Origin of the sequence: Dyadobacter koreensis (assembly GCF_900108855.1) — a bacterium.
Classification (GTDB): domain Bacteria; phylum Bacteroidota; class Bacteroidia; order Cytophagales; family Spirosomataceae; genus Dyadobacter; species Dyadobacter koreensis.
This window is the reverse complement of record NZ_FNXY01000002.1, coordinates 509,346-531,049: the sequence shown is the minus strand read 5'-3', so window position 1 is coordinate 531,049 and position 21,704 is coordinate 509,346. Positions and strand designations below refer to the sequence as shown.

Annotated in this window: 16 protein-coding genes and 1 riboswitch; of the genes, 7 read left to right on the top strand and 9 right to left on the bottom strand. The window is 41.4% G+C overall.

Translation table 11 applies throughout. The annotated features are described in order from the left end of the window. The first annotated feature begins 33 nt into the window (after nt 1–33). Nucleotides 34–1,014: an HD domain-containing protein gene (locus tag BMY70_RS06735; RefSeq protein WP_090333712.1), complete on the top strand. Its 981-nt coding sequence runs from the start codon at nt 34–36 to the stop codon at nt 1,012–1,014. Between the two features lie 384 nt (nt 1,015–1,398). Here BMY70_RS06735 and BMY70_RS06730 read toward each other — a convergent pair whose 3' ends face one another. The 3 genes from BMY70_RS06730 to BMY70_RS06720 form a co-directional block, all read right to left on the bottom strand. Then, nucleotides 1,399–2,124 (bottom strand): M48 family metalloprotease, encoded by a 726-nt coding sequence (locus tag BMY70_RS06730; RefSeq protein ID WP_090333709.1) that lies wholly within the window; start codon nt 2,122–2,124, stop codon nt 1,399–1,401. A gap of 113 nt (nt 2,125–2,237) precedes the next feature. Next, on the bottom strand, nt 2,238–3,290 hold the full coding sequence (locus BMY70_RS06725) for a homoserine O-acetyltransferase family protein (protein ID WP_090333706.1): 1,053 nt from the start codon (nt 3,288–3,290) through the stop codon (nt 2,238–2,240). A gap of 84 nt (nt 3,291–3,374) precedes the next feature. After that, nucleotides 3,375–4,679, bottom strand: a complete 1,305-nt coding sequence (locus tag BMY70_RS06720) for an O-acetylhomoserine aminocarboxypropyltransferase/cysteine synthase family protein (RefSeq protein ID WP_090333703.1) — start codon at nt 4,677–4,679, stop codon at nt 3,375–3,377. Between the two features lie 189 nt (nt 4,680–4,868). Continuing rightward, nucleotides 4,869–4,978: riboswitch (SAM riboswitch) on the bottom strand. Between the two features lie 201 nt (nt 4,979–5,179). On the opposite strand from BMY70_RS06720, the gene BMY70_RS06715 reads away from it, so the two are divergent. The 4 genes from BMY70_RS06715 to BMY70_RS06700 all read left to right on the top strand — a co-directional run bounded on the left by BMY70_RS06715 (nt 5,180) and on the right by BMY70_RS06700 (nt 8,103). After that, the gene (locus BMY70_RS06715) at nt 5,180–5,500 is read left to right on the top strand and encodes a DciA family protein (protein WP_090334766.1); all 321 of its coding nucleotides are present in this window, start codon (nt 5,180–5,182) and stop codon (nt 5,498–5,500) included. Nucleotides 5,501–5,551: 51 nt separating this feature from the next. Continuing rightward, nucleotides 5,552–6,487, top strand: coding sequence for a S66 peptidase family protein (locus BMY70_RS06710; protein ID WP_090333700.1), 936 nt, complete (start codon nt 5,552–5,554; stop codon nt 6,485–6,487). Nucleotides 6,488–6,499: 12 nt separating this feature from the next. Continuing rightward, on the top strand, nt 6,500–7,300 hold the full coding sequence (locus BMY70_RS06705) for an SDR family oxidoreductase (protein ID WP_090333695.1): 801 nt from the start codon (nt 6,500–6,502) through the stop codon (nt 7,298–7,300). A gap of 395 nt (nt 7,301–7,695) precedes the next feature. After that, nucleotides 7,696–8,103, top strand: a complete 408-nt coding sequence (locus tag BMY70_RS06700) for a VOC family protein (RefSeq protein ID WP_090333692.1) — start codon at nt 7,696–7,698, stop codon at nt 8,101–8,103. Between the two features lie 38 nt (nt 8,104–8,141). Here the strand turns inward: BMY70_RS06700 and BMY70_RS06695 are convergent, their stop codons facing one another. The 6 genes from BMY70_RS06695 to BMY70_RS06670 all read right to left on the bottom strand — a co-directional run bounded on the left by BMY70_RS06695 (nt 8,142) and on the right by BMY70_RS06670 (nt 16,083). Then, nucleotides 8,142–8,681 carry a hypothetical protein gene (locus tag BMY70_RS06695; RefSeq protein ID WP_090333689.1) on the bottom strand — a complete coding sequence of 180 codons (540 nt, stop codon included), beginning with the start codon at nt 8,679–8,681 and terminating at the stop codon, nt 8,142–8,144. A 49-nt stretch (nt 8,682–8,730) separates the two neighbouring features. Further along, a complete protein-coding gene (locus BMY70_RS06690) occupies nt 8,731–10,038 on the bottom strand; it encodes an amidohydrolase (protein WP_090333687.1) in 1,308 nt (435 codons plus the stop codon). Between the two features lie 180 nt (nt 10,039–10,218). After that, entirely contained in the window at nt 10,219–10,701 is a 483-nt protein-coding gene (locus BMY70_RS06685) for a lipid-binding protein (RefSeq protein WP_090333685.1), read from the bottom strand. A 23-nt stretch (nt 10,702–10,724) separates the two neighbouring features. Then, nucleotides 10,725–11,360, bottom strand: coding sequence for an immunoglobulin-like domain-containing protein (locus BMY70_RS06680; RefSeq protein ID WP_090333682.1), 636 nt, complete (start codon nt 11,358–11,360; stop codon nt 10,725–10,727). 22 nt (nt 11,361–11,382) lie between these two features. Next, complete coding sequence (locus BMY70_RS06675) at nt 11,383–12,870, bottom strand: SusD/RagB family nutrient-binding outer membrane lipoprotein (protein WP_090333678.1); 1,488 nt, start codon at nt 12,868–12,870, stop codon at nt 11,383–11,385. Between the two features lie 12 nt (nt 12,871–12,882). Further along, nucleotides 12,883–16,083 carry a SusC/RagA family TonB-linked outer membrane protein gene (locus tag BMY70_RS06670; protein WP_090333675.1) on the bottom strand — a complete coding sequence of 1,067 codons (3,201 nt, stop codon included), beginning with the start codon at nt 16,081–16,083 and terminating at the stop codon, nt 12,883–12,885. 555 nt (nt 16,084–16,638) lie between these two features. On the opposite strand from BMY70_RS06670, the gene BMY70_RS06665 reads away from it, so the two are divergent. Continuing rightward, nucleotides 16,639–19,932: a SusC/RagA family TonB-linked outer membrane protein gene (locus tag BMY70_RS06665; RefSeq protein WP_090333672.1), complete on the top strand. Its 3,294-nt coding sequence runs from the start codon at nt 16,639–16,641 to the stop codon at nt 19,930–19,932. 11 nt (nt 19,933–19,943) lie between these two features. Continuing rightward, on the top strand, nt 19,944–21,380 hold the full coding sequence (locus BMY70_RS06660) for a SusD/RagB family nutrient-binding outer membrane lipoprotein (protein ID WP_090333669.1): 1,437 nt from the start codon (nt 19,944–19,946) through the stop codon (nt 21,378–21,380). Nucleotides 21,381–21,704: the final 324 nt, after the last annotated feature.

The window sequence follows — 21,704 nt, the reverse complement described above, 5'->3', positions numbered from 1 at the left end:
CGCTTATTTGGAATTTCAATTTGTATTTACTGTATGTATTATCAAGATACTGTGTACGGCCAAATTAATATTGGCGATCCTGTGTTAATTGAGCTGATGGAGACAAAGGCTATGAGGCGGCTTCATAATATTTTGCAACATGGCATAACAGGCTTCCTGGGAATTACCCATCCGGTCACCCGTTTTGAACATTCGGTGGGAACAATGATTCTGGCACGGCACTTCAAAGCATCCCTTCAGGAGCAGATTGCGGCCCTACTTCATGATGTAAGCCATACGGCTTTTTCGCATGTCACCGACCATGTATTTGGCACACCTACCGGAGAAAGTTACCATGAAGTGATGAAAGAAAGTTATCTAAAAAACTCTGATATCCCAAAAACGCTGGCTAATCATGGATTCGACTGGCGTGACTTTATTGACGATACAAAATATCCCATATTGGAACAGTCTGCACCCGCATTATGTGCAGATCGTATCGACTATTTTTTTCGTGACAGTCTTTCATTGGGTATACTATCGCATGAAGAAGTTGAATACATTCTATCTCATCTACTGATAGTTAATAACCAAATTGTTGCAGACGACATCATTGCTGCCCGGGTTCTTGCCGACAGGTACATGTCGGCAGATGAAAAGAGCTGGTCTGATCTGCAGGCAATAGGGTTATACGAACTAATGGCCCGAATAATTCGGAGAGGTGTGGATATCAATTTAATAAGCGAAATGGATGTGTGGCAAACGGATATTGAACTATGGAATCAATTAAACAAAACAACCGATAGTTATCTAAAGCGGCAGATTTCGAAATTATCAGCTGCGCTTCGTTTTGAAGAAAACCTGATAGATCCATTGTTTGAAGTTACACCAAGGATCCGGACTATTGACCCTATGGTTTTGGTACATGGCCAGTTAATTCCCTTATCTTCATCGGATCCCGCCTACAAAAGTCTGCGAGATGATTATCTTAGAAGAAAACAAAAAACGCTATCCTTGCGGATTGTTCGTTGTTGATTTGCATGAACGTGTAATATCAAGAAATCAAAACTGGAAAGTTTAGCGACACCCTTTGAACGTTTTTCTATCGGGCTGACTTAAAGTTGTCAACTAATTTTGTTTTAAGTTAACAAGACACAAAAACATGCCAACACAAAGATATTCACGATCTTTCGCAAATAATCGTGAGGAAAAATTCATATCAAAAAGTGACCAGATCAGCGGTCAGTTAAACTAACAAACAGTTTGTATGGGACTCGCTGGTGAAAATCAGTCCCCTCGACTGTCCTTGGAAAATCCGCAGAACACTGAGTGCTTTGCAGTAACAGTACCGATCTACTATTTTGTGGCAGCCGCCGCATTTCCTTTTTATGGAGAAATGAATTTTAATTTCTCTTTTTTTTAAAGTCCTGAATGTTTTTCGAGAAACAATTTTAACTCTTTGTCAGTATCTTCTTCAATAAAAAATTTCTTTGAAAAAGAACCCTGGTTAAATCCGGCTTGGGTTGCATAACCAATGCCAAGATGATTCGCCTCATTTTCTTCCTGACCATCATAATGCAGTTTAATAAAATCAGACAAATATTTTGAAATTAATCTGGGCGGAAGCTCACTAATTACAATAGTATCCGGATTTACGATGCCAACGAAAATGCTGGTTTTAAACAACTTCTCCGAAGCATGTCGACCAATAACATGTCCTATCTGGTGACTTAAAATTGCGGCGATCTCGTCATTTGTTTTGAGTTTTTTATACAGACCTGATGTCAAAAATATTTGTCCGCCTGGAAGTGCAAAAGCATCAACGGTATGAGAATCGGCCAGAACGTGAAAATCAAACTGATATGGAGACCTGGCAATAGCAGAAGATGAAACAAGTTTTTTGCCTATTGTTTTGACTTTCTTATCCGCATCACCGTTCTGATATATCCCACCAAACCGGATCGCCAGTTCTGGTGCCCATTCAATCCCCAGTGATACTTCCTGATCTGGCGTCATGATAATGTGCTGCATTTCACCAGTAACCGGATTAGGCTGCGCCTTTCTTGAAGAGAGCAAATACGTCACCACGGCAGTCAACATTACGACACTTATAATCAATGCTTTATGAATGCGTTTGAAAGTCATTTTAAATCTATTTTTTCATAAAACTTGCTGACCTTCGGCAGTCTAATTTATCTTTAAAGTAAAAAGTCCTGCGTGATGAACACAGGACTTTTCGAAAGTTTAAATGTTATTAGCTAGCCAATTTTAGCAATTTGCAATTGACCATTTGTCTCCTGCCAGGCGCGGATAACCTGTGTCAACTGTTTGTATTCGATCAGAAACCCATCATGGCCATACAGGGAATCAATTTCCTGAAAAACTGCGTCAGGGATATGTCTTGCCAAAAATTGCTGTTCGGTAAGCGGAAACAGTAAATCAGACTTTATGCCTAAAACCAGCGTTTTTGCTTTAACCAAACCAAGCGCATGTACAATTCCTCCGCGGTTTCTTCCGACGTTATGCGAATCCATAATCTTGGAAAGAATCCAGTAAGAATATGCGTTAAATCTTTTTACAAATTTATCGCCCTGGTACTGCTGATAAGACGACGCACGGAAATCGTCGATCTGGTCAGGATTGTCACGGGCCTGTGTAAAATTGTAGGTATCGTAGTTTCGGTAAGAAAGCAGAGCCATCGAACGTGCCGCGCGCATGCCCATTTTCCCGGAATCTTCGGTATTATCACCCCAGGTCTGATCTGCCTCAATCGCCATCCGCTGTGATTCATTGAAAGCTACGCCCCATGGAGAATGCAACGCATTCGAAGCGATCAGAATAAGTTCCTGGAAAAGATCAGGCACTTCAACAGCCCACTCCAACGCTTGCTGCCCCCCCAGAGACCCTCCGATACAAAGCTTGATCTTGCTGATATTTAACTCCTGACGAAGAATTTCCAAAGTGCCGACAACGTCTTTTACAGTAATTGTCGGAAAATCACGAAAATAAGGTTTCTGTGTTATGGGATTAGTAGAAAGCGGTCCTGTTGAACCATACGCCGATCCCAGAACGTTCACACAGATAATAAAATCTTTCTCTGAATTTAAATATTTACCCTCTCCTACCAAGCCATCCCACCATTCAGCAGCGTTGGAGTTTCCGGTTAATGCATGACATATCCAGACAATATTATCATCTTCCGGATTTCGGGTACCGTAGGTGGTGTACGATAATTCGAAACCAGGCAGTTCACGTCCCAACTCTAATGGATAAGCGTAGGGATATCTAAAAATCTTTTGTTCCGCTTGCATACGTGCCAGAGCACAAAGTTTAAATTCTACAACTATTTAAAAGTTATGAAATGAATTTTGACCACTCACTTCATAACAGATTCACTACTTCACAGCTTCAAAAGCCTGTTGAAGGTCTGCTTTAATATCATCAATATGTTCAATTCCGACGGACAACCGGAGTAAGCCCGGCGCTACGCCAGCACTTACCTGCGCCGCTTCCGAAAGCTGCGAATGGGTAGTACTTGCCGGATGGATTATCAAAGTTTTTGAGTCCCCGACGTTTGCCAGGTGACTCGTCAGTTTCAATGAATTTACAAAACGGTCTGCCGCTTCTTTTCCTGCTTTTAATTTAAAAGAGAGAACAGAGCCAGCGCCTCTTGTCAGATATTTGTCGGCAAGCGTCTTGTATTTATTACTAGCCAGACCAGGATAATTTACGTATTCCACATCATCATGCGCTTCCAGCCAGCTTGCAACAGCCAGTGCATTTTCACTCTGACGCTCGACCCGTAAAGTCAGCGTTTCCAGTCCCTGCAACAACAGGAAGGAGTTGAATGGACTTTGAGACGGGCCCCAGTCGCGCAAACCTTCGACACGCGCACGAATGATAAACTGGATATTTCCAAACGGACCATTTTTACCAAAAACATCATTGAAAACCAATCCGTGATAACTTCCCGACGGTTCTGTAAACTGAGGATATTTGCCATTTCCCCAGTCAAAAGTTCCTGCATCGATAATCACGCCGCCCATGGTCGTACCGTGGCCGCCAATCCATTTTGTCGCTGATTCAACGATGACATGCGCACCCCATTTGATTGGCTGGCAAATGGCTCCGCCTGCACCAAAAGTATTATCGACAATAAATGGCAGGTCATATTTTGCTGCCAAGGCTGAAAAAGCTTCAAAATCCGGAATGCTGTAACTTGGATTACCTATTGTTTCCAGATAAATCGCTTTTGTTTTATCATCAATTAATTTTTCAAAACTTGAAACATCATCGCCGTCTGCAAAACGCGCTTCAACCCCTATCCCTTTGAACGAGTTTTTGAACTGGTTATAACTACCTCCATATAGAAACGAGGTAGTAACAAAATTGTCACCGACTGTGGTAATATTATTTATGGCAAGAAACTGCGCTGCATGGCCGGATGCAACACCCAAAGCTGCCACACCGCCTTCCAGTGCAGCAAGTCTCTTTTCGAAAACATCCGTCGTCGGATTCATGATCCGGGTATAGATGTTTCCAAATTCCTTCAGAGCAAAAAGATTTGCTCCGTGTTCAGAGCTATCGAAAGTATACGAAGTCGTTTGATAAATGGGAACAGCACGCGAATGTGTTACCGGATCAGGCTCCTGACCTGCGTGAAGCTGTAGTGTTTCGAACTGATAAGCTGTGTTTGACATAACTGTTTGTAAGGTTTATTTGTGCGGCAAATATTTAGTAATGGCAATATTCAGTAGAAACCGACATCGTTCTGGTGGTAAAACGGCATACGGAAATTGTGTTGAAAAGCTTTTGCTAATCAAAACCAGATATGAGGATAAAGCCCTCCGGCTAGCGGAATTTTCTTGTAGTAAGTTCATGCGCGTTTGATTTTATATCTCCTAAAACAGCTTAGGTGGGAATTAGCACCTTTCTCCGACGCAGGAGTAGGTTGCCAGAGGTTCGTAGAGCCCATTCTCTCGCCTCTTCTTTATAAATCAACCGCTGAAAAGTGAAAGCGAATTGACTTGATGCTGCAATAATAAGCCCGGAAGCCCGGAAAAGCAAATATCGACTCTAAAATTTACTGGGAACAAAAAATCAAATTAAGACATTCCGGCTCTTTTTGCGGTTTCCAAAATTTTAACTTCCGGCGTTCGCCCCTTTGTTCTATCTTTGTGGAAAGTATCTTTTTATGGCCATACATTATCGTTTCGACAAAGAAAAATCTTCCAGAAAACCTGGGATTACTCCGCTGAAAGAAGCGATTGACCAGATGCTCGACCGTTATAAGCTCAGAAGCCGATTTGACCAGTCGTATGTTGTGGCGCATTGGGATAAAATTATGGGATCGGCCATCGCTTCCAGAACAAAAAATATTTACATTAAGGACCGGATCCTGTTTCTACAGATCGAATCTGCGCCTTTAAGAAACGAACTTGTTCGTGCAAAATCCAAGATTATCGAACTGATTAACAGGGAAATGAAATCTGATCTTGTCGAAGATGTTGTGTTTATTTAGTAACAAATCAGCAAAACTGCTTCTGCCCATCGTCACTGCTTTAAATATTTTATGCCCACCATTCAAATTCCGCCCTTTTTACAGCCAGGTGATAAAATAGGGATTGTTGCTCCAGCAAGTTGTATCCGTTACGATGATTTACTGCCTGGAATCAGCCTGCTGCAAGATCAATGGAAATTAAAAGTCGTTGAAGGAAAAACGCTGAAATCTTCTTTCAATCAGTTTTCAGCAAGTGACGCAGACCGGCTTGAAGACATGCAAATGATGCTTGACGATCCGTCCATCAAGGCAGTTATTGCGGCGCGTGGCGGCTATGGCTGTTCACGGATTATTGATAAAATCGATTTTACCAATTTCCTGAAATCTCCGAAATGGATTGTTGGTTTTAGTGATCTGACTGTCGTCCTTTCACAATTATATCAACTGGGTTATGCCGGAATTCATGCGCCTATGGTGAAATCCATGACATTGGAAGGCGCCGAAAAAGCAGCGGAATCTTTGCGGCAAATACTATTCGGCGAACTTCCGGGCTATTCAGTCGCTCCTCACGGATTTAATACAACCGGGAGTGCCGTAGCAGAAATGGTCGGCGGTAATCTTTGTTTACTTGCGCATATGCTTGGCTCGCAAACGGAAATTGATACCGAAGGGAAGATTTTGTTTATTGAAGATGTAAATGAATATCTCTACAATCTGGACCGGCTGATGATCCAGATGAAACGGGCCGGGAAGCTGAGTCATTTGGCGGGACTGATCGTTGGGCAGTTTACCGATATGCGGGATAATTCTAGTCCATCATTTGGAAAAACGGCTTATGAAATTATTAAGGACCACGTTGCAGAATATGATTATCCTGTTTCCTTCGACTTTCCGGTTGGTCATGTGGCTGACAACCGCGCGATTGGTATTGGATTCAATGCTTATCTCGATGTAAATAAAGATGGTGTGGAGCTACACTTTTTATCCTCCGCTCCCACGATTATATAAACAATATTCAGAATGGATACTTTCCAAAATAAAGTAGTTTGGATCACCGGCGCCTCTTCCGGAATCGGAGAAGCGATTGCAATGGCTTTTGCGAAGGAAGGCGCGAAACTGGTTTTAACCGCAAGAAGAAAAGAGGAACTGGAACGTGTGAAACAACGTACCGGCCTGCCGGATTCTTCGGTTATGATAGTTCCTCTGGATGTGACTGAATTTGATAAGGCAAACGATGCTGCAGCGCAAATTATCGCAAAGTTCCAGCGTATCGATATCATGGTTCACAATGCAGGTGTAAGTCAGCGTTCATATATAAAAGATACCGATCTGGATGTTTACAGAAAATTGATGGATATCAATTTTTACAGTACTGTTGCTCTGACAAAGGCAGTTCTGCCTTATATGACCAAGCAGAAAAGTGGTCATTTTATTATTATCAGCAGTGTAGCGGGCAAAATAGGAACCATTATGCGTTCGGGTTATAACGCTTCAAAACATGCCTTGCATGGTTTCTACGATTCTTTGCGCGCGGAAACTTATAACGACAATATTAAAGTAACGACTGTATGTCCCGGTTATATCAAAACCAATGTTTCCTTAAATGCGCTCGATGAAAAAGGCGGAAAATTTGGCAAAATGGATAGCAACCAGGAAAATGGTATCGCTCCCGAAGAATGCGCCAGACAAATTCTGAATGCTGTAAAAAAAGATAAGAAGGAAATTTATATTGGTGGTTTTAAAGAAGTTGCAGCGATTTACCTGAAAAGATTTTTGCCGGATTTGTTGTTTGATCAGGTACGGAAGAATATTCCGGAATGACGATTGAAGTTTATTGAAGGGGAATCCATAGCACAAGGATACTCATTTTCCAACCCTTGTCTGTTTCTGTAAAGCTTTCATTATTGATTGTTTGCAGGGAACAAGCGAGGGTTATTTTATTCGACGCAACGACAAGCATATACTAATTACCAGACATTTAAACCAAGGTATCATTGTTGTCGATATATCAAAGATCGAATTTTGAAAGCAAATCACAATGAAGTTAGTGCTTATGTATCAGGAGCGTCGGTTTTTTCAATAGCAAAGATCGAATTTTGAAACTGGATTTAATCTAATAAATCTTTTTTTCTTCATAAAATTCTGCTACGGAAACTTGAAATTTCAGTAGTAATGTCCGACATTAGAATTGTTGAACAATCTAAATATTGATAAAGATGGCAAAACAAATTTTCATTAATCTGGCTGTAACAGACCTCAACCGCTCCATGGAATTTTATACCAAAATGGGTTTTGGCAATAATCCGCAATTTTCAGATGAAACAGGAAAATGTATGGTCTGGAGTGACCAGATTTTCCTGATGTTACTAACGCATGAGAAATTCACATCTTTTACTACCAAGCCGATTGCAGATACAAAATCTGGTGTTGCCGGACTATTTTCACTGTCACTGGATAGCGTAGATGAGGTAAACAAAATCACAGAAGCGGCACTGGCTGCTGGCGGCATAGAGCCTGTGGAAATAAGAGATTACGGTTTTATGCAGCAGCGAACCGTAGAGGATTTTGACGGACATACCTGGGAATTGTTTTATATGGATCTATCCAAGTTCCCGACAGAGTAAAAAGGTTTTGAGATCGTTTAACATAACAGTCAATCACATTATTCCTCGGCCACTTCGATTAAGCGCTTGCCTGAAATCGAATTAAAATACCATTTCTCGTCATATATAGACGAAAACAATATTCTGTACTCAATATTTCCTTTATCAATTTCATTCCGGAGCGACTGAGCTCCCGGGCCGGAAAGTTTGATCCAGTTAAATTGTTCACCGGGCGAAATCACGCGCCCTTTCCATAAACTGGAAAAAACGCGTGACGTCGTCGTGTCATTTGTAATTAATGCCCTGATCAGGGCATTTTCATTTTCTACTTTTTTCTTCTTATACCAGATGTCCAGTTTCTCAATTTTTGCCAGTCCAACACCTTTATTACTCACTTCCAATGTGTATTCAGGTGTTGAATCTTCCGAAAAATTAGTTATTGAAACCATCAGATAGGGTAATGCAGCCGCATAATGTTCTATTCTTTGCAGATAAACCTGGTAAAGAGTAATACCTATGGCGCAAAAGCTGGAAACGACAGCCAGAATGCTGAGAGAAGTTTCCAGACTGAGAGGAAATTTTCGGTTTCGGGAAGCCATGTTCGTGAATTGCGGACAAAATCAAGATTTAACCTAATCTTACAATAATTTACTTCTTTGTTTTCTTCTCCATATAATCAACCGTTAACCGGCTCAGCGAACGAACGCCGAGAACCATTCCGCTGTCATCAATAAAGAAATCAGGTGTGTGATGCGCAGAGGCAGTTAATGGGTCTTTTCCTTTTGGCATCCCACCAAGGAAGAAGAAAAATCCAGGTACTTTTTGCTGGTAATAGGAGAAGTCTTCGGCACCGGTTACGGCCGCTATTAACTGAACATTTTCCTTTCCCGCCACATTTTGCAGCGTTCCGATCATTTCTTCGGTTAACGGAACATCGTTAAAAGTTACCGGGTATAACGTGTTGATATTCACATCTGCTTTCGCGCCTGCACTTTCAGCAATATTTGTCGCGATTTCCGTCACACGCTTGTGTACCTGCGCGTGCATATCCTCATCAAAAGTCCTTATTGTCCCGATCATCTTTACTTGCTCAGGAATAATATTCTGGCGAATCCCTCCATTAATTGCGCCAATTGTCACAACTGCCGGTGCTTTGGTGATATCAAGATTTCGGGCGACAATCGTTTGTAAACCCATAACGATCTGGGAAGATGTAACTATCGGATCAACTCCCGACCATGGATATGCGCCATGCGTTTGTTTCCCTTTTACATCAATACTGAAAAAGTCGACCGCAGCCATTGTAGCGCCCGGTTTATAAGATATTTTACCAACCTCGGTTTGCGAATTGATATGCAGACCAAAAATGGCATCTACTTTCGGATTTTCCAGCACGCCTTCTTTCACCATTAATTTTGCGCCACCCTCCTCGCCTTCCGGCGCTCCTTCTTCCGCTGGCTGGAAAATAAATTTCACAGTACCTATAAGATCCCCTTTGATAGATGACAAAACTTCTGCAACGCCCATCAAAATCGAGATATGCGTATCATGACCGCAGGCATGCATCACCCCCACTTTTTGTCCGTTATAGTCCGTTGTTACTGTTGATTTGAAAGGCACCTCCACTCTTTCCGTTACAGGCAAGCCGTCCATATCAGCCCGAAGTGCAACAACCGGACCTGGTTTTCCACCTTTCAGTATCCCGACAACACCGGTTTTTGCGACACCTGTCTGCACTTCTATTCCCAAACTTTTCAAATGTTTCGCAATTTTTTCAGCCGTCTTGAATTCACGGTTTCCAAGCTCAGGATTCTGATGAAAATCACGTCTCCATTCGACAATTTTGGGTTCCAAAGACTGTGCTTTCTGATCTATTTTAACAGAAACAGCAGATTGAGCAAAGACAAAGACAGGCGAAAATCCAAGAGACAGTAACAGTAAAAGTCGTTTCTTCATGAGGCGATTGACGTAAGGTTTTAAAAAACTTTACCAAAATAGTGAAATAAACTGCTTGTTAGCTGTTTTAAAAACAGTCTTCGCACAATTTACCACAACAAAAAAGAGGCAACATCTAGCGATGTGCCCCTTTTAGAATTATTCAAATATTTAGTGAGCCTTTGACATCATCAATTAAAATCAATGCTCATCTTCACGGAAACCTGTTCGACGGTAACCAGCATATTCGTATTGAGTACCGGCATCATCAGAGAATTCAAATTTTACATAAATGGAATCCGTCTTGTTGCCGCCAGTAGTCGTCGCCGCACCTTTTAATATCTTACCTTCAATAACTGATACTTTAATATCCGGGTCATAGGAGTTAGCAAGATTGGGTGCCGCTGTGAAAGTCATCGAGCCAAGGTTTACTTTTGTCACAACTTTTGCCGGCCAGAACCCGTGATCATCAAATAGGAGGTCGGTATCATTGTTTGCAGCAGTATTTGAAGTAGTTACAAGATTAAATCCTTGGCCCTGATCTTTACCGTCCACAAGTAAATTGATCCACCATTCACCGGCCATAGCCTGCAATTTTGTTCCTTCGATATCAGGTTCACTACCGGCATCGCACGAGAGCAATCCAAACACCAGAAAAATCGATATATATTTAAAGTATTTCATATTCAAAAGATATGTAGTTGATGTTACTGTTTAATAAATGTACGAACGGCAGTACCGTAACCTGGATTGATTACTACCCAGCTATACTGAGTGCCCTCAACGATAGTTCCATTCGTTGCTGAGAAGGAATTGCCGGGCGTTAATTGAAAAGGAACGCCTAATTTACCTTTTGCATAGTGGTAGAAATAAACCCCCAAGCCTGGATTAGTTGTAGCAACACCACCAATATTATCCGTGTAATACAGATTACCGGAAACTTTTGACACATTTGAAATACCATTTTCACCGGCATTTCTTCTGTAAGCCCCGGAAATATCAGTTCCTGCAACAGCTGGATCGATAACCCCAACATATCGGTAATCCGTAGAGGCATAACCGTCTTTATTGACAGCATCATACTGAATTACATATACACCTGCTTTCGTTTCGTCAACAGCCCCCGTCACTTTTGTCGTAATTACCTCGCCATTTTCTTTTGACTCTACACCAGGATCTGTAAACTTTGTACCGACAGGAACCTGAGTCCACTGATCTCCTTTCAAAGTAATTACCGGATAATAAGTAATATCCGATAGCCCTTCGGTAACCTTATCAGGTTCACAAGCAAAAAGCAATCCCGTCAGGACTGATATTGCTATATATTTTATTCCTTTTATCATGATCTTTTTTAAAATTTAATGATTACTTCATCCACCAGATTTTGTCAGTAACTTTTGCAAGAGCCGGCGTATTTCCAGGGTTAACATCACGGGAAGCCGAAGTGTAAAGAATTCTTTTCGGGAAGACTTTTCCTGTAACACCATTGATCGCATAAGTCCATTGTCCTGGCACATAGTCTTCATCTGTTGTAGCAACTGGCGAGTTCTCAGGGTAACCCGTACGAGCCTGATCCCAGAATGACTCATATCCCTGTTTGTACATCGCTACCCATTTCTGGATCATAATGGCTTTTAATTTTGCTTCTGTATTTCCTGCCGTAGGGAAGGCGTAAACCCCACCGGCGGCGATTTTAGAAGCATCAAAGGTTACATTGAATTTGGCATATGCATCAGCAACTCCTTTATCATAAAAAGCTTTTGCCTGTGCGTCGTTACCTGAACGCAAATGCGCTTCTGCAAGCATGAAATCGACTTCATCAAGACTGAAAAAGAAGAACGGGTCCGTAGCAGATAATTTCGTAACACTCGGAACGTTAGGTCCAACTACGGATGTACTTACGTCATAATTTCCCTGCGCAAGTCCAAATTGTCCGGAGCTTCCTGGCGTAAAATAAGCATTCAAACGAGCCTGATCATTGTTCGCTTCAAGATACGACTGCAAAGTTTTGCTTAAACGAAGGTTTGTGCCAGTGTTCAGCTGACGTACGTTGCTTTCATACAATGGATTACTACGGCTTGGTTCATCAACAAATGATGTTACCGAAGCAGGCGTTGTAAGAAATTCTGTATTCGCAGCTAACATAGCTTTAATTGCAGCCAAAGCGGCAGCTGAATTAGGACTGCTTGTCTGACGCAGATACAATTTTAATTTCAGCGTATTGGCAAAACGTTTCCATTGAGCAATCTGCTCAGCTCCACTCAATTTACCAAAAACAAGATCTGAAGAAACCTGTGTTGAAGTTCCATTATTAAAGTCAAGTGCCAGAGCTGCATCCAGTCTTTTGATAAGTTCTGCATAAACCGCAGGACCATCATCATACTTTGGAGTTTTGGTCACTTCGATCTGCAAAGCTTCACTCAAAGGTATTTTATCAAACCAGTCGGCCAGAATTTGAAAACCATAAGTTTGCCCTGCCACAGCCTGAAGGACCATATTGTTGTTCCCCGCTTCGGCTGCTTTACGTTTTACATCTTCAAAGTCATTCAAACCGCCTGCATACATTTCTGTCCAGGCGTTGTTATAATCCGCCGGCTGCAAATCGTAGGAATCGATCGTTTTATACTGCGTGCTCACGTTTGCCTGTGTCCAGTGCTGCGACCACATACCGCCGATGATTGCAAAACTTCCTCCTGTAACAGCCATCACCGATGCCTGGGCTACAGGCAATACATACTGAGGAGCAACATTGGTCGGATTATTCGGATCTTCGTTTACATCCAGCCAGTTCTCGCAAGAACCGAGTGAAAGCGCACTAAGTAGTAATAAACTATTTTTTAATATACTTTTCATTTTCGGATCTAATTAGAATGATAAGTTTAACTGAACACCGTAGCTCGCAGTTGAAGGGCCGGCAGCAAATTCACCATAAAGGTTTTTCAGGTTTGTACCAAATGTGTTTGCCTCAGGATCCACATAATGGTTTTTCTTAGGCGTCCACATAACCAGGTTACGACCGAATATCCCAAGAGAAGCCACTCGGATCGGCATTTTTGCCAGGAAGCTTTTTGGTACAGTATAGTTCAGTGCTACATTTCTCAGTTTAAAGAAAGTTTTCGGCAACACGTGGTTGTACTGGTAAGCATTGTTTACGCCATAATAAGTTGCCATATCTGATCTTGAAATCGGCGTAGTGTTTTCAGCAAGACTTCCATCAGCTGCCTGAACAACAGATCCAGGAATGATGAAAGGCTCCCTGTCGTTATACTGCGATTCGTAAGCGTTACCATTGAAATAATTCAAACGCGCTGTGTAAGAATAGAACACGCCACCTTTACGATAATCCGCATTCGCGCTTAATCTGAATCCTTTATAAGTCACGTAGGTACCGATACCCATTGTAAAGTCAGGGTTGATAGATCCTCTGTAATGTTCATTTGGATCAACAAGCGGCAAACCGGTTTCAGGGTTTACAATTGTCGCCCCCGTTTCTTTGTCACGCAAAACATCAGGAGAATATATCGCGCCAAGAGGTTTGTTAACAACAGCTCTTAGTTTCACATCATAACTGCTATTCAACAAAATGTTGGTACTATCTGAAAGACCAAGTGCCTCCACTTTGTTATTGATCTTGTTATAATTGAATGTTACACCCCACTCTACTTTATCCGTGCGAACCGGAACAAGTGTTAACATTGCCTCGATACCTTTATTACGAACTTGACCAAGGTTTACAGTCTGGTTCTGATAACCTGTTGCTGGTTCAAGGTTCAGGTTGATGATCTGGTTTTTAGTAACCTTGTCATAATAACTCGCTTCAATGCCGACACGTCTTCCGAAGAATCCAAGTTCAACCCCAGCTTCATATTCGTTTGAAATTTCAGGTTTCAGATCAAGGTTTCCGGGATTGTTAGCTACTTCGTAGGCATTGATACCGCCAAATGGGAAATCAATTGTTCCAAAACTTCCCGTGCTCACACTTCCCGAAGCATATACAGGAAGAATCTGATAAGGATCCGCATCGTTACCGGCAGAAGCGGCAGCAAACCGAACTTTGACGAATGGAATTTGAGCTGGCATTTTAAATACATCCGAAAGTACCGCACTGATACTTGCACTTGGATAGAAGTAAGAATTCTTTCCTTTTGGCAAAGTACTGGTCCAGTCATTTCTTGCACCAACGGTCAGGTATAACCAGTTGTCAAAACCAAAAGTCGCGGTTCCGTAAAGACCAACCAGTCTGCGTGTACTTTCTGTTGTGAAGGTTGTTGGTGTTACAGAACTGTTTTTCAGGTTATAAAATCCGGGCAAGTCAAGATTTGTTACGCTTGCGTATTGTGTAAATGCCGTACGCTGGTTGATGTTATGACCAATAAATGCCTGAACATCAATACGGCTTCCAAGGTTGCTGTTGAAATTCAAAAGAAGATCACTGTTAAACTGGCGATTTCCTCTCGCGATCTGTGAAACACTACCGAACACGTCGTTTGCGCTGCTGTTAGGAGAACCAGGCGTAATTTTACCAACATTACCCCAGTCTTTCTGGAATGCGTCAGAATAGTCACCACCCACTCTCCATAAAACGTTCAGATTTTTCAGAAGATCATATTTGAACTCCAGGTTACCGAAAATACGGTCCTCAGCGTAATCATTTCCCTGATTGTAAAGCGTCCAGTACGGATTTTGTGCATAAGGTGTAAAATAGTTATCCAGACTATAAAATTTATTGAAAGGATTATTCGGGTCGTTATATCCTTTTGAATCCACGATCGAGTGATCTCTTGGAATCTGAATAATTTCCTGCCAGAGTACTTTACCTGCACCGGCATCATTTCCCTGTCCTGTTGCAACTGCTTTCTGATCTTTATGAACATAGTTCATATTCGCATTTGCAGAGAATTTTTTAAGTTTTAAACCACCGTTCAAACCAACCGTATGTCTTTGGTAAGAGTCTGCATTGGTTGGAATAACTCCGTCTGCATCTGCATAAGAATAAGAAATACGATAATTCGCGGCATCCGTTCCACCGGCAACGGCTAAACTGCTGTTCCACTCGTACCCACGATCAAGAAAATCTCTCAGGTTGTCTTTTTGCGCAGAGAAAGGTTTCAGCAACTGGGAATTGTCAACAACGTTCCCCCAAAGCCTTGTCTGTCCATCCATTTTTGGTCCCCATGAACCGTTTTCGATCGGATCAAATAATCCGCTCCATCCTTGTCCGTAAGTGTTTTGCAAATGCGGCACACGCAAAACCTGAGATTGAGCGAATGAGCTTGAAAAGTCAACAGTTGTCTGCCCTGATTTTCCCTTTTTCGTCGTAATCAGGATCGCTCCGTTGGCAGCACGGCTACCGTATAATGCCGAAGCCGAGATACCTTTTAGCACGGTTATACTCTCAATTTCATTCGGGTTAATATCATTCATCTGGTTCCCGAAGTCCATAGACCGGTTGAAGTCGTCATTTCCGTTGGCAGCATTTGACGAAGATGTATTTCCACGGTTATTCATCGGAACACCATCGACAACATACAAAGGCTGATTGTTTCCCGTTACCGAGTTGAACCCGCGAATGTTCAAAACCGTTGACGCACCCGGCGCGCCGGAGGCAGTAGAAACCGAAAGACCTGGTACCCGTGCATTCAAGGCGTCCAGCGCACTTGTATTTCTTCCCTCTGTAATAGAAAGGTTAGAAACGGTCGCTGTGCTATATCCGATGGATTTTCTTTCTCTTGAAATCCCCAGTGCAGTAACCACAACTTCTCCAAGCTGCTGAGAATCCGAGACAAGCTTGATATCAATATTGGTTTGATTTCCCAGAACAATATTTTGGGTAACATATCCTACAAAAGAATACACAAGCGTAGCTCCCTGGTCAGCTGCAATTGAGTATTTCCCATCCAGACTGGTTGTAACTCCTCTGGTTGTTCCTTTAATGGAAATGTTGACACCGGGTAATGTTGAACCGTCATCCGCAGTGACGGTACCCGTCACTTCACGATCCTGAGCATAAACCTGCACGCTCAAAAGCAGCAAGCTCCCCAGAAATGATAGTAAAAACTTTCTCATAAAATGATTTAAAGTTTGATTATAAGTATAACAATTGTAGTAGATGTTACAAAACTAATAGTTGTTTTAATAATAACAATGGCTTTTCTTCTACAAACCAGAATATAATTTGGCACATGGTAGATAACAAGACAATGATTGTAGGTAAAATGGATGATATAGAGACAAAAATAAACCTGTAAACGTAGATTATATAAGTTTTACGTTTTGTATCAAATACAAACGAAAATTGTAACGATTAAGGCAGATCGTTTGATAAATGGTAATGATTAACCGAAAACACTCAATTACGTACAATGTAAAACGTGTTAGAATTTTATTAGAAATTTATTAATAAAATAGTAACATAGAAGGTCAAAAAATGTCAATCGGTGACATTTTATCGATTATAAATAATTCTGGATTATACTTAACTTTTATAATAATATTTACCGATTTTCCACTTAATACCAAACTTTATTTTGATAATTAGCAAATAGACGTTGCAATCATTAAAACAATAATTACTTTTGCAACATTAAATTTTCTTAATAAACCTAACTTAATTATTAACGTATGAGGAAGATTCTATCGTCACTATTGGGATGCTTGTTGCTATTAGGTACGCAAGTTTATGCCCAAGATCGTTCCCTGACTGGTAAGGTCACAGCAGAAGATGGATCCGTTCTACCTGGGGTAAATATCGCTGTTAAAGGTACCAACAGAGGATCAACAACGGATGCCAAAGGGGAATATTCCCTATCTGTCTCGCAAGGCTCTACACTTGTATTCAGTTTCATCGGCTTCCAGACTCAGGAAGCAGTAGTAGGATCACAATCTGTATTAAATGTTTCTCTTAAAAATGATGTCAGCCAGCTTCAGGAGGTGGTAGTTACTGCACTTGGCCAGGAGAAAAAAAGAAATGAACTTGTTTATGCTGCACAACAGGTATCCGCTGAACAGCTTACTCAGACCCGTAATCCTAACTTGATGAATGCACTGTCCGGTAAATTGGCCGGGGTGGATATTAAGGTTAGTAACACGATGGGTGGATCGACGAACGTGGTTATACGCGGTTTCAAATCGATCACTGGTAACAACCAGGCTCTTTGGGTAATTGACGGCGTACCGGTTTCTAACGCAAACAACAACACAACCACTCAGCAGACAGGCGGAGCAGGTGTCGATTATGGTAATGCTGCATCGGATATTAACCCGGACAACATTGCATCGATCAACGTACTTAAAGGTGCTGCTGCCTCTGCACTTTACGGTTCACGCGCCTCAAATGGTGTGATCATGGTTACAACGAAAAAAGGAAGAAAAAACAGTTTCGACGTAACGGTGAACAGCGGTGTTACCTGGGGAAAAATTGACAAGTCAACTTTCGCAAGATATCAGACTGAATATGGTCAAGGATATGTAAGCACTTTCAAACAGGCTAACCTTGGTGCTGGTTTAGGAGATGTGGCTCCTTATGACGTTGATGCTTCTTTCGGACCGAAATTTGACGGACGTCCTGTTTATCAGTGGGACGCTATCGATAAGTTCTCTCCTAACTTTGGAAAACAAACTCCCTGGGTTAAGGCAGAAAACGGTCCTGCAAGTTTTTATGAAACAGCGGTCACTTCAAACCAAAGCATTGCTTTGAGCGGTGGCGGTGATGCTTCTACTTTTAAAATCGGTTACACAAGAAGCGACGAAACTGGTGTTCTGCCAAACAGTTCATTGAAAAAGAACCTTTTCAACTTCGGTGGTTCATATGACCTGAACAAAAAACTGACTGTTGCTGCTACGGTTAACTTTTCTAATATTAAAGGTAACGGAAGAAATAACACAGGTTACAACGGTAAAAACCCAAACCAGGGTTTCAGACAATGGTGGCCGCTAAGTGTTGACATTGCTCAGCAAAAAGAAGCTTATTTCAGAAATCAGCAAAACGTAACATGGAACTGGGCTAACATTCAGGGAACTAACCCGATTTTTGCTGATAACCCATATTACACACGTTACAAAAACTTCTCAAACGATACACGTGATCACTACCAGGGAAGTGCATCTGCGACTTATAAAATCGCGAGCTGGGTTGATTTCACAGGTAGATTCTCATACGATGGAACAATTGATGCTCAGGAAGAACGTATTTCTGTAGGTAGTGCTGCCGTTCCTTCATATATAAGATTTGACCGTAATTTCCACGAAACAAACCTTGACCTTTTATTTAATTTCCGCAAAGAAATTACAAAAGGTATCAGCTTTACAGGTTTATTAGGTAGCAACATGCGTAGATCTTACGAATCTTCAATGAGAGCTTCTACAAATGGTGGTTTGGCTGTTCCTAACCTTTACTCTCTGTCAAACTCTGTCAGCGCTATTGAGGCTCCGACTGAGATCGTTAGAAAAATCGGTGTGGATGGTATTTTTGCAAATGCATCTTTCGACTACAAAGGACTTGTTAACCTTGACCTTGCTGCAAGACAGGATAAGTCTACGACGCTTCCAAAAAGTTCAAACACATATTTCTACCCATCGGTTGGAGCAAACTTCGTATTCTCTGAACTGCCAATGTTAAAAAACAACTGGTTAACACTTGGTAAATTGAGAGCTAACTATGCAGAAGTGGGTAATGATGCTCCATGGGGAAGTATTTATGATGTTTACGACAAGCCAACAGGTATTGGAACAGTTCCTTATTTCTCTCTTCCTAATACTAAAAACAACGCAAACCTTAAATCTGAAAGAACAAAGAGTTACGAAATTGGTATCGAAGCCGCATTCCTTAACGACCGTTTAGGATTCGATGTTACCGGATATAAAACAAGTACATTGGATCAAATTCTTCCGGTGTCTGTAACTTCTGCAACTGGTTTCACTGCACGTTATGTAAACTCTGGTGAAATGCAGAATAAAGGTATCGAGGTATCTGCTTACATCACTCCGATAAAAACAGAAGATTTCTCATGGACAATGAACGTTAACTATACCCGCAACCGCAACAAAGTTGTGAGCCTTTACGGTGATGTGACGAACGTTCAGATTGCGTCTCTTCAAGGTGGTGTAACGATTAACGCTGCTCTCGAAACAAATGCAGATGGAAAAGTAATCGGCGGTCTTCCTTTTGGTGTGATCAGAGGTACGAACTTCACATACATGAACGGTCAGAAAGTGGTTGGTACAAATGGTATCTACAAACCGTCTGCAAGCTCAGGTGAAATTATCGGTAACCCAAACCCGGATTGGTTAGGTGGTGTGACAAACACATTGAAATATAAATCGATCGCACTTAGCTTCCTTGTTGACATTCGTCAGGGTGGAAATATCTTCTCACTTGATCAATGGTATGGTGAAGGATCAGGTCTGTACCCGATCACAGCAGGTTTGAATGAACTTGGAATTCCTAAGAGAGATGATGTTTACCAAAGAGGTTCTGACGGAAAGTATTTGCTTGATGCTGCCGGTAAAAAAATCCAGGCTGCTAACCCGGGTGGAGTTTTATTCCCAGGTGTTCAGGCTGACGGATCTCCAAACACAGTAAGAGCCGAAAACATTGACGGTAACAGTTTATCGGCATATGGTTATACATCGAATGCTCCCCGCGCAATGTATGTATATGATGCGAGCTATGTAAAATTGAGAGAAGCTTCTATTTCTTATTCTTTACCACAAGCACTTGTTAACAAAACACGCGCCTTCAAAGAAATCAGCGTATCAGTAATCGGCCGTAACCTTTGGATCATTCACAAAAACATGAAGTATTCAGATCCAGAAGATGGTTTGAGCTCTGGTACTTCAAATGGTGCAGGTGGATACCAAAGTGGTGCATATCCAACGGTAAGAAGTTATGGTTTCAATGTTAAATTCCGTTTCTAGAAAATATAAATATGAAAAAGTCACTAATTGTTTTTCTATCATTCCTGCTGCTGACCGGATGCGTTGACAGCCTGGACGATTACAACGTTGATACAAAGAAAGCCCCGACTGTTACGGCTGTTACGTTGTTTTCTAATTCACTAAAAGGTCTTATCGATGCATTGGTAACGCCTAACGTAAACAATAATAACTATCGATTGTATGTTCAGCAATGGGCTGAAACGACATATCTTGATGAACAGCGCTATAACCTTACGGCTCGCGCAATTCCTCAGGCTTTATGGCAGAGTCTTTACCGTGACGTAATTTCAGATCTTACGGAAGCTAAAAAGATTTTGAACGCAAACACACTTTTGTCTGCGGAATCGAAAAATAACCAGCTTGCACAAATTGAAATTGTTGAAGTATTGGCTTGGTCTGTTTTGGTGAACACTTTTGGTGACATTCCTTATACTCAGGCAATGGATCCATTAAATCCGCTTCCAAAATTTGACGATGCAAAAACGGTTTATTATTCTCTTTTAGATCGTCTTGATGCCGCACTCTTACTTCTTAACACAACAGGTACAGGATTTGGTGCAGGCGATTTGATCTACAAAGGCGACATCGCCAAATGGAGAAAATTCGGTAACTCTTTGAAATTGAGACTTGCACTTGTTATTGCTGACAGTGATGCCGCAAAAGCAAAAACATTGATTGCAGCAGCAGCACCAAACGTATTTACTGCAAATGCTGACAAAGCGGCTTTCCCTTATGTTGCAACACCACCAAACTATAACCCGGTTGCTCAAAATCTTAACCCTACGTATTCTACACGCCAGGATTATGTGATCACAAGCGTATTTATTGACCCAATGAATGAGCTGAATGACCCAAGAAGACAGCAGTGGTTTACGACAGTAGGCGGTGTTTATAAAGGCGGTGCTTACGGATTCGCCAACACCTATGCAGATTTTTCAAAAGTTGGAACAAAAATCGTAGATCCAACACTGGAAGGTATTTTCATGGATTATTCAGAAGTTGAATTCAGCCTTGCAGAAGCTATTGAAAGAGGTTTAATCACAGGAGATGCAGCAGACCACTACAACAAAGCAATCACGGCGTCTATTACTTATTGGGGAGGTTCTGCTACGGACGCTGCAACTTACATCGCTCAGCCAAAAGTAGCTTATGCAACAGCGACTGGCGATTACAAACAAAAAATCGGTTTCCAAAAATGGTTCGCTCTTTACAACAGAGGATGGGAATCTTGGGTTGAATGGAGAAGATTGGATTATCCAAAACTTCTTCCTCCAACCGGTGGAAGTGCACCGGCTGGCTTACAGATTCCAGTTCGTATTATCTACCCGATCGTGGAACAAACACTTAATCCAACAAATTTGAAAACAGCTTCTGCTGCTATCGGCGGAGACTTGGCTTCTACCAAACTTTGGTGGGATAAATTTTAGCCAGTAACATTCTTATTGAAAATTCAAGCGGGCAAACCTTGGTTTGCCCGCTTTTTTTATTGGGTATTTTTCACTCTCACATGCTAATTCCAGATTCGAACTATCGTTTCGATGATTGGAAATTTTTAAAAATGTCTGTCGTATTTCACATTTTTTAAAAAAAATTCAGAATTTTTTCTAACCAAAGTTTTTTGATACAAATAACCTAACATCCTAAAATATCTAATTAGAAAATCATTAGTACAAAGAGAGAGTATTATTAATTGTTACACTAAAAATATTCAATACAAGTATAAACGCACGTTGCATAATTTACAGATATTA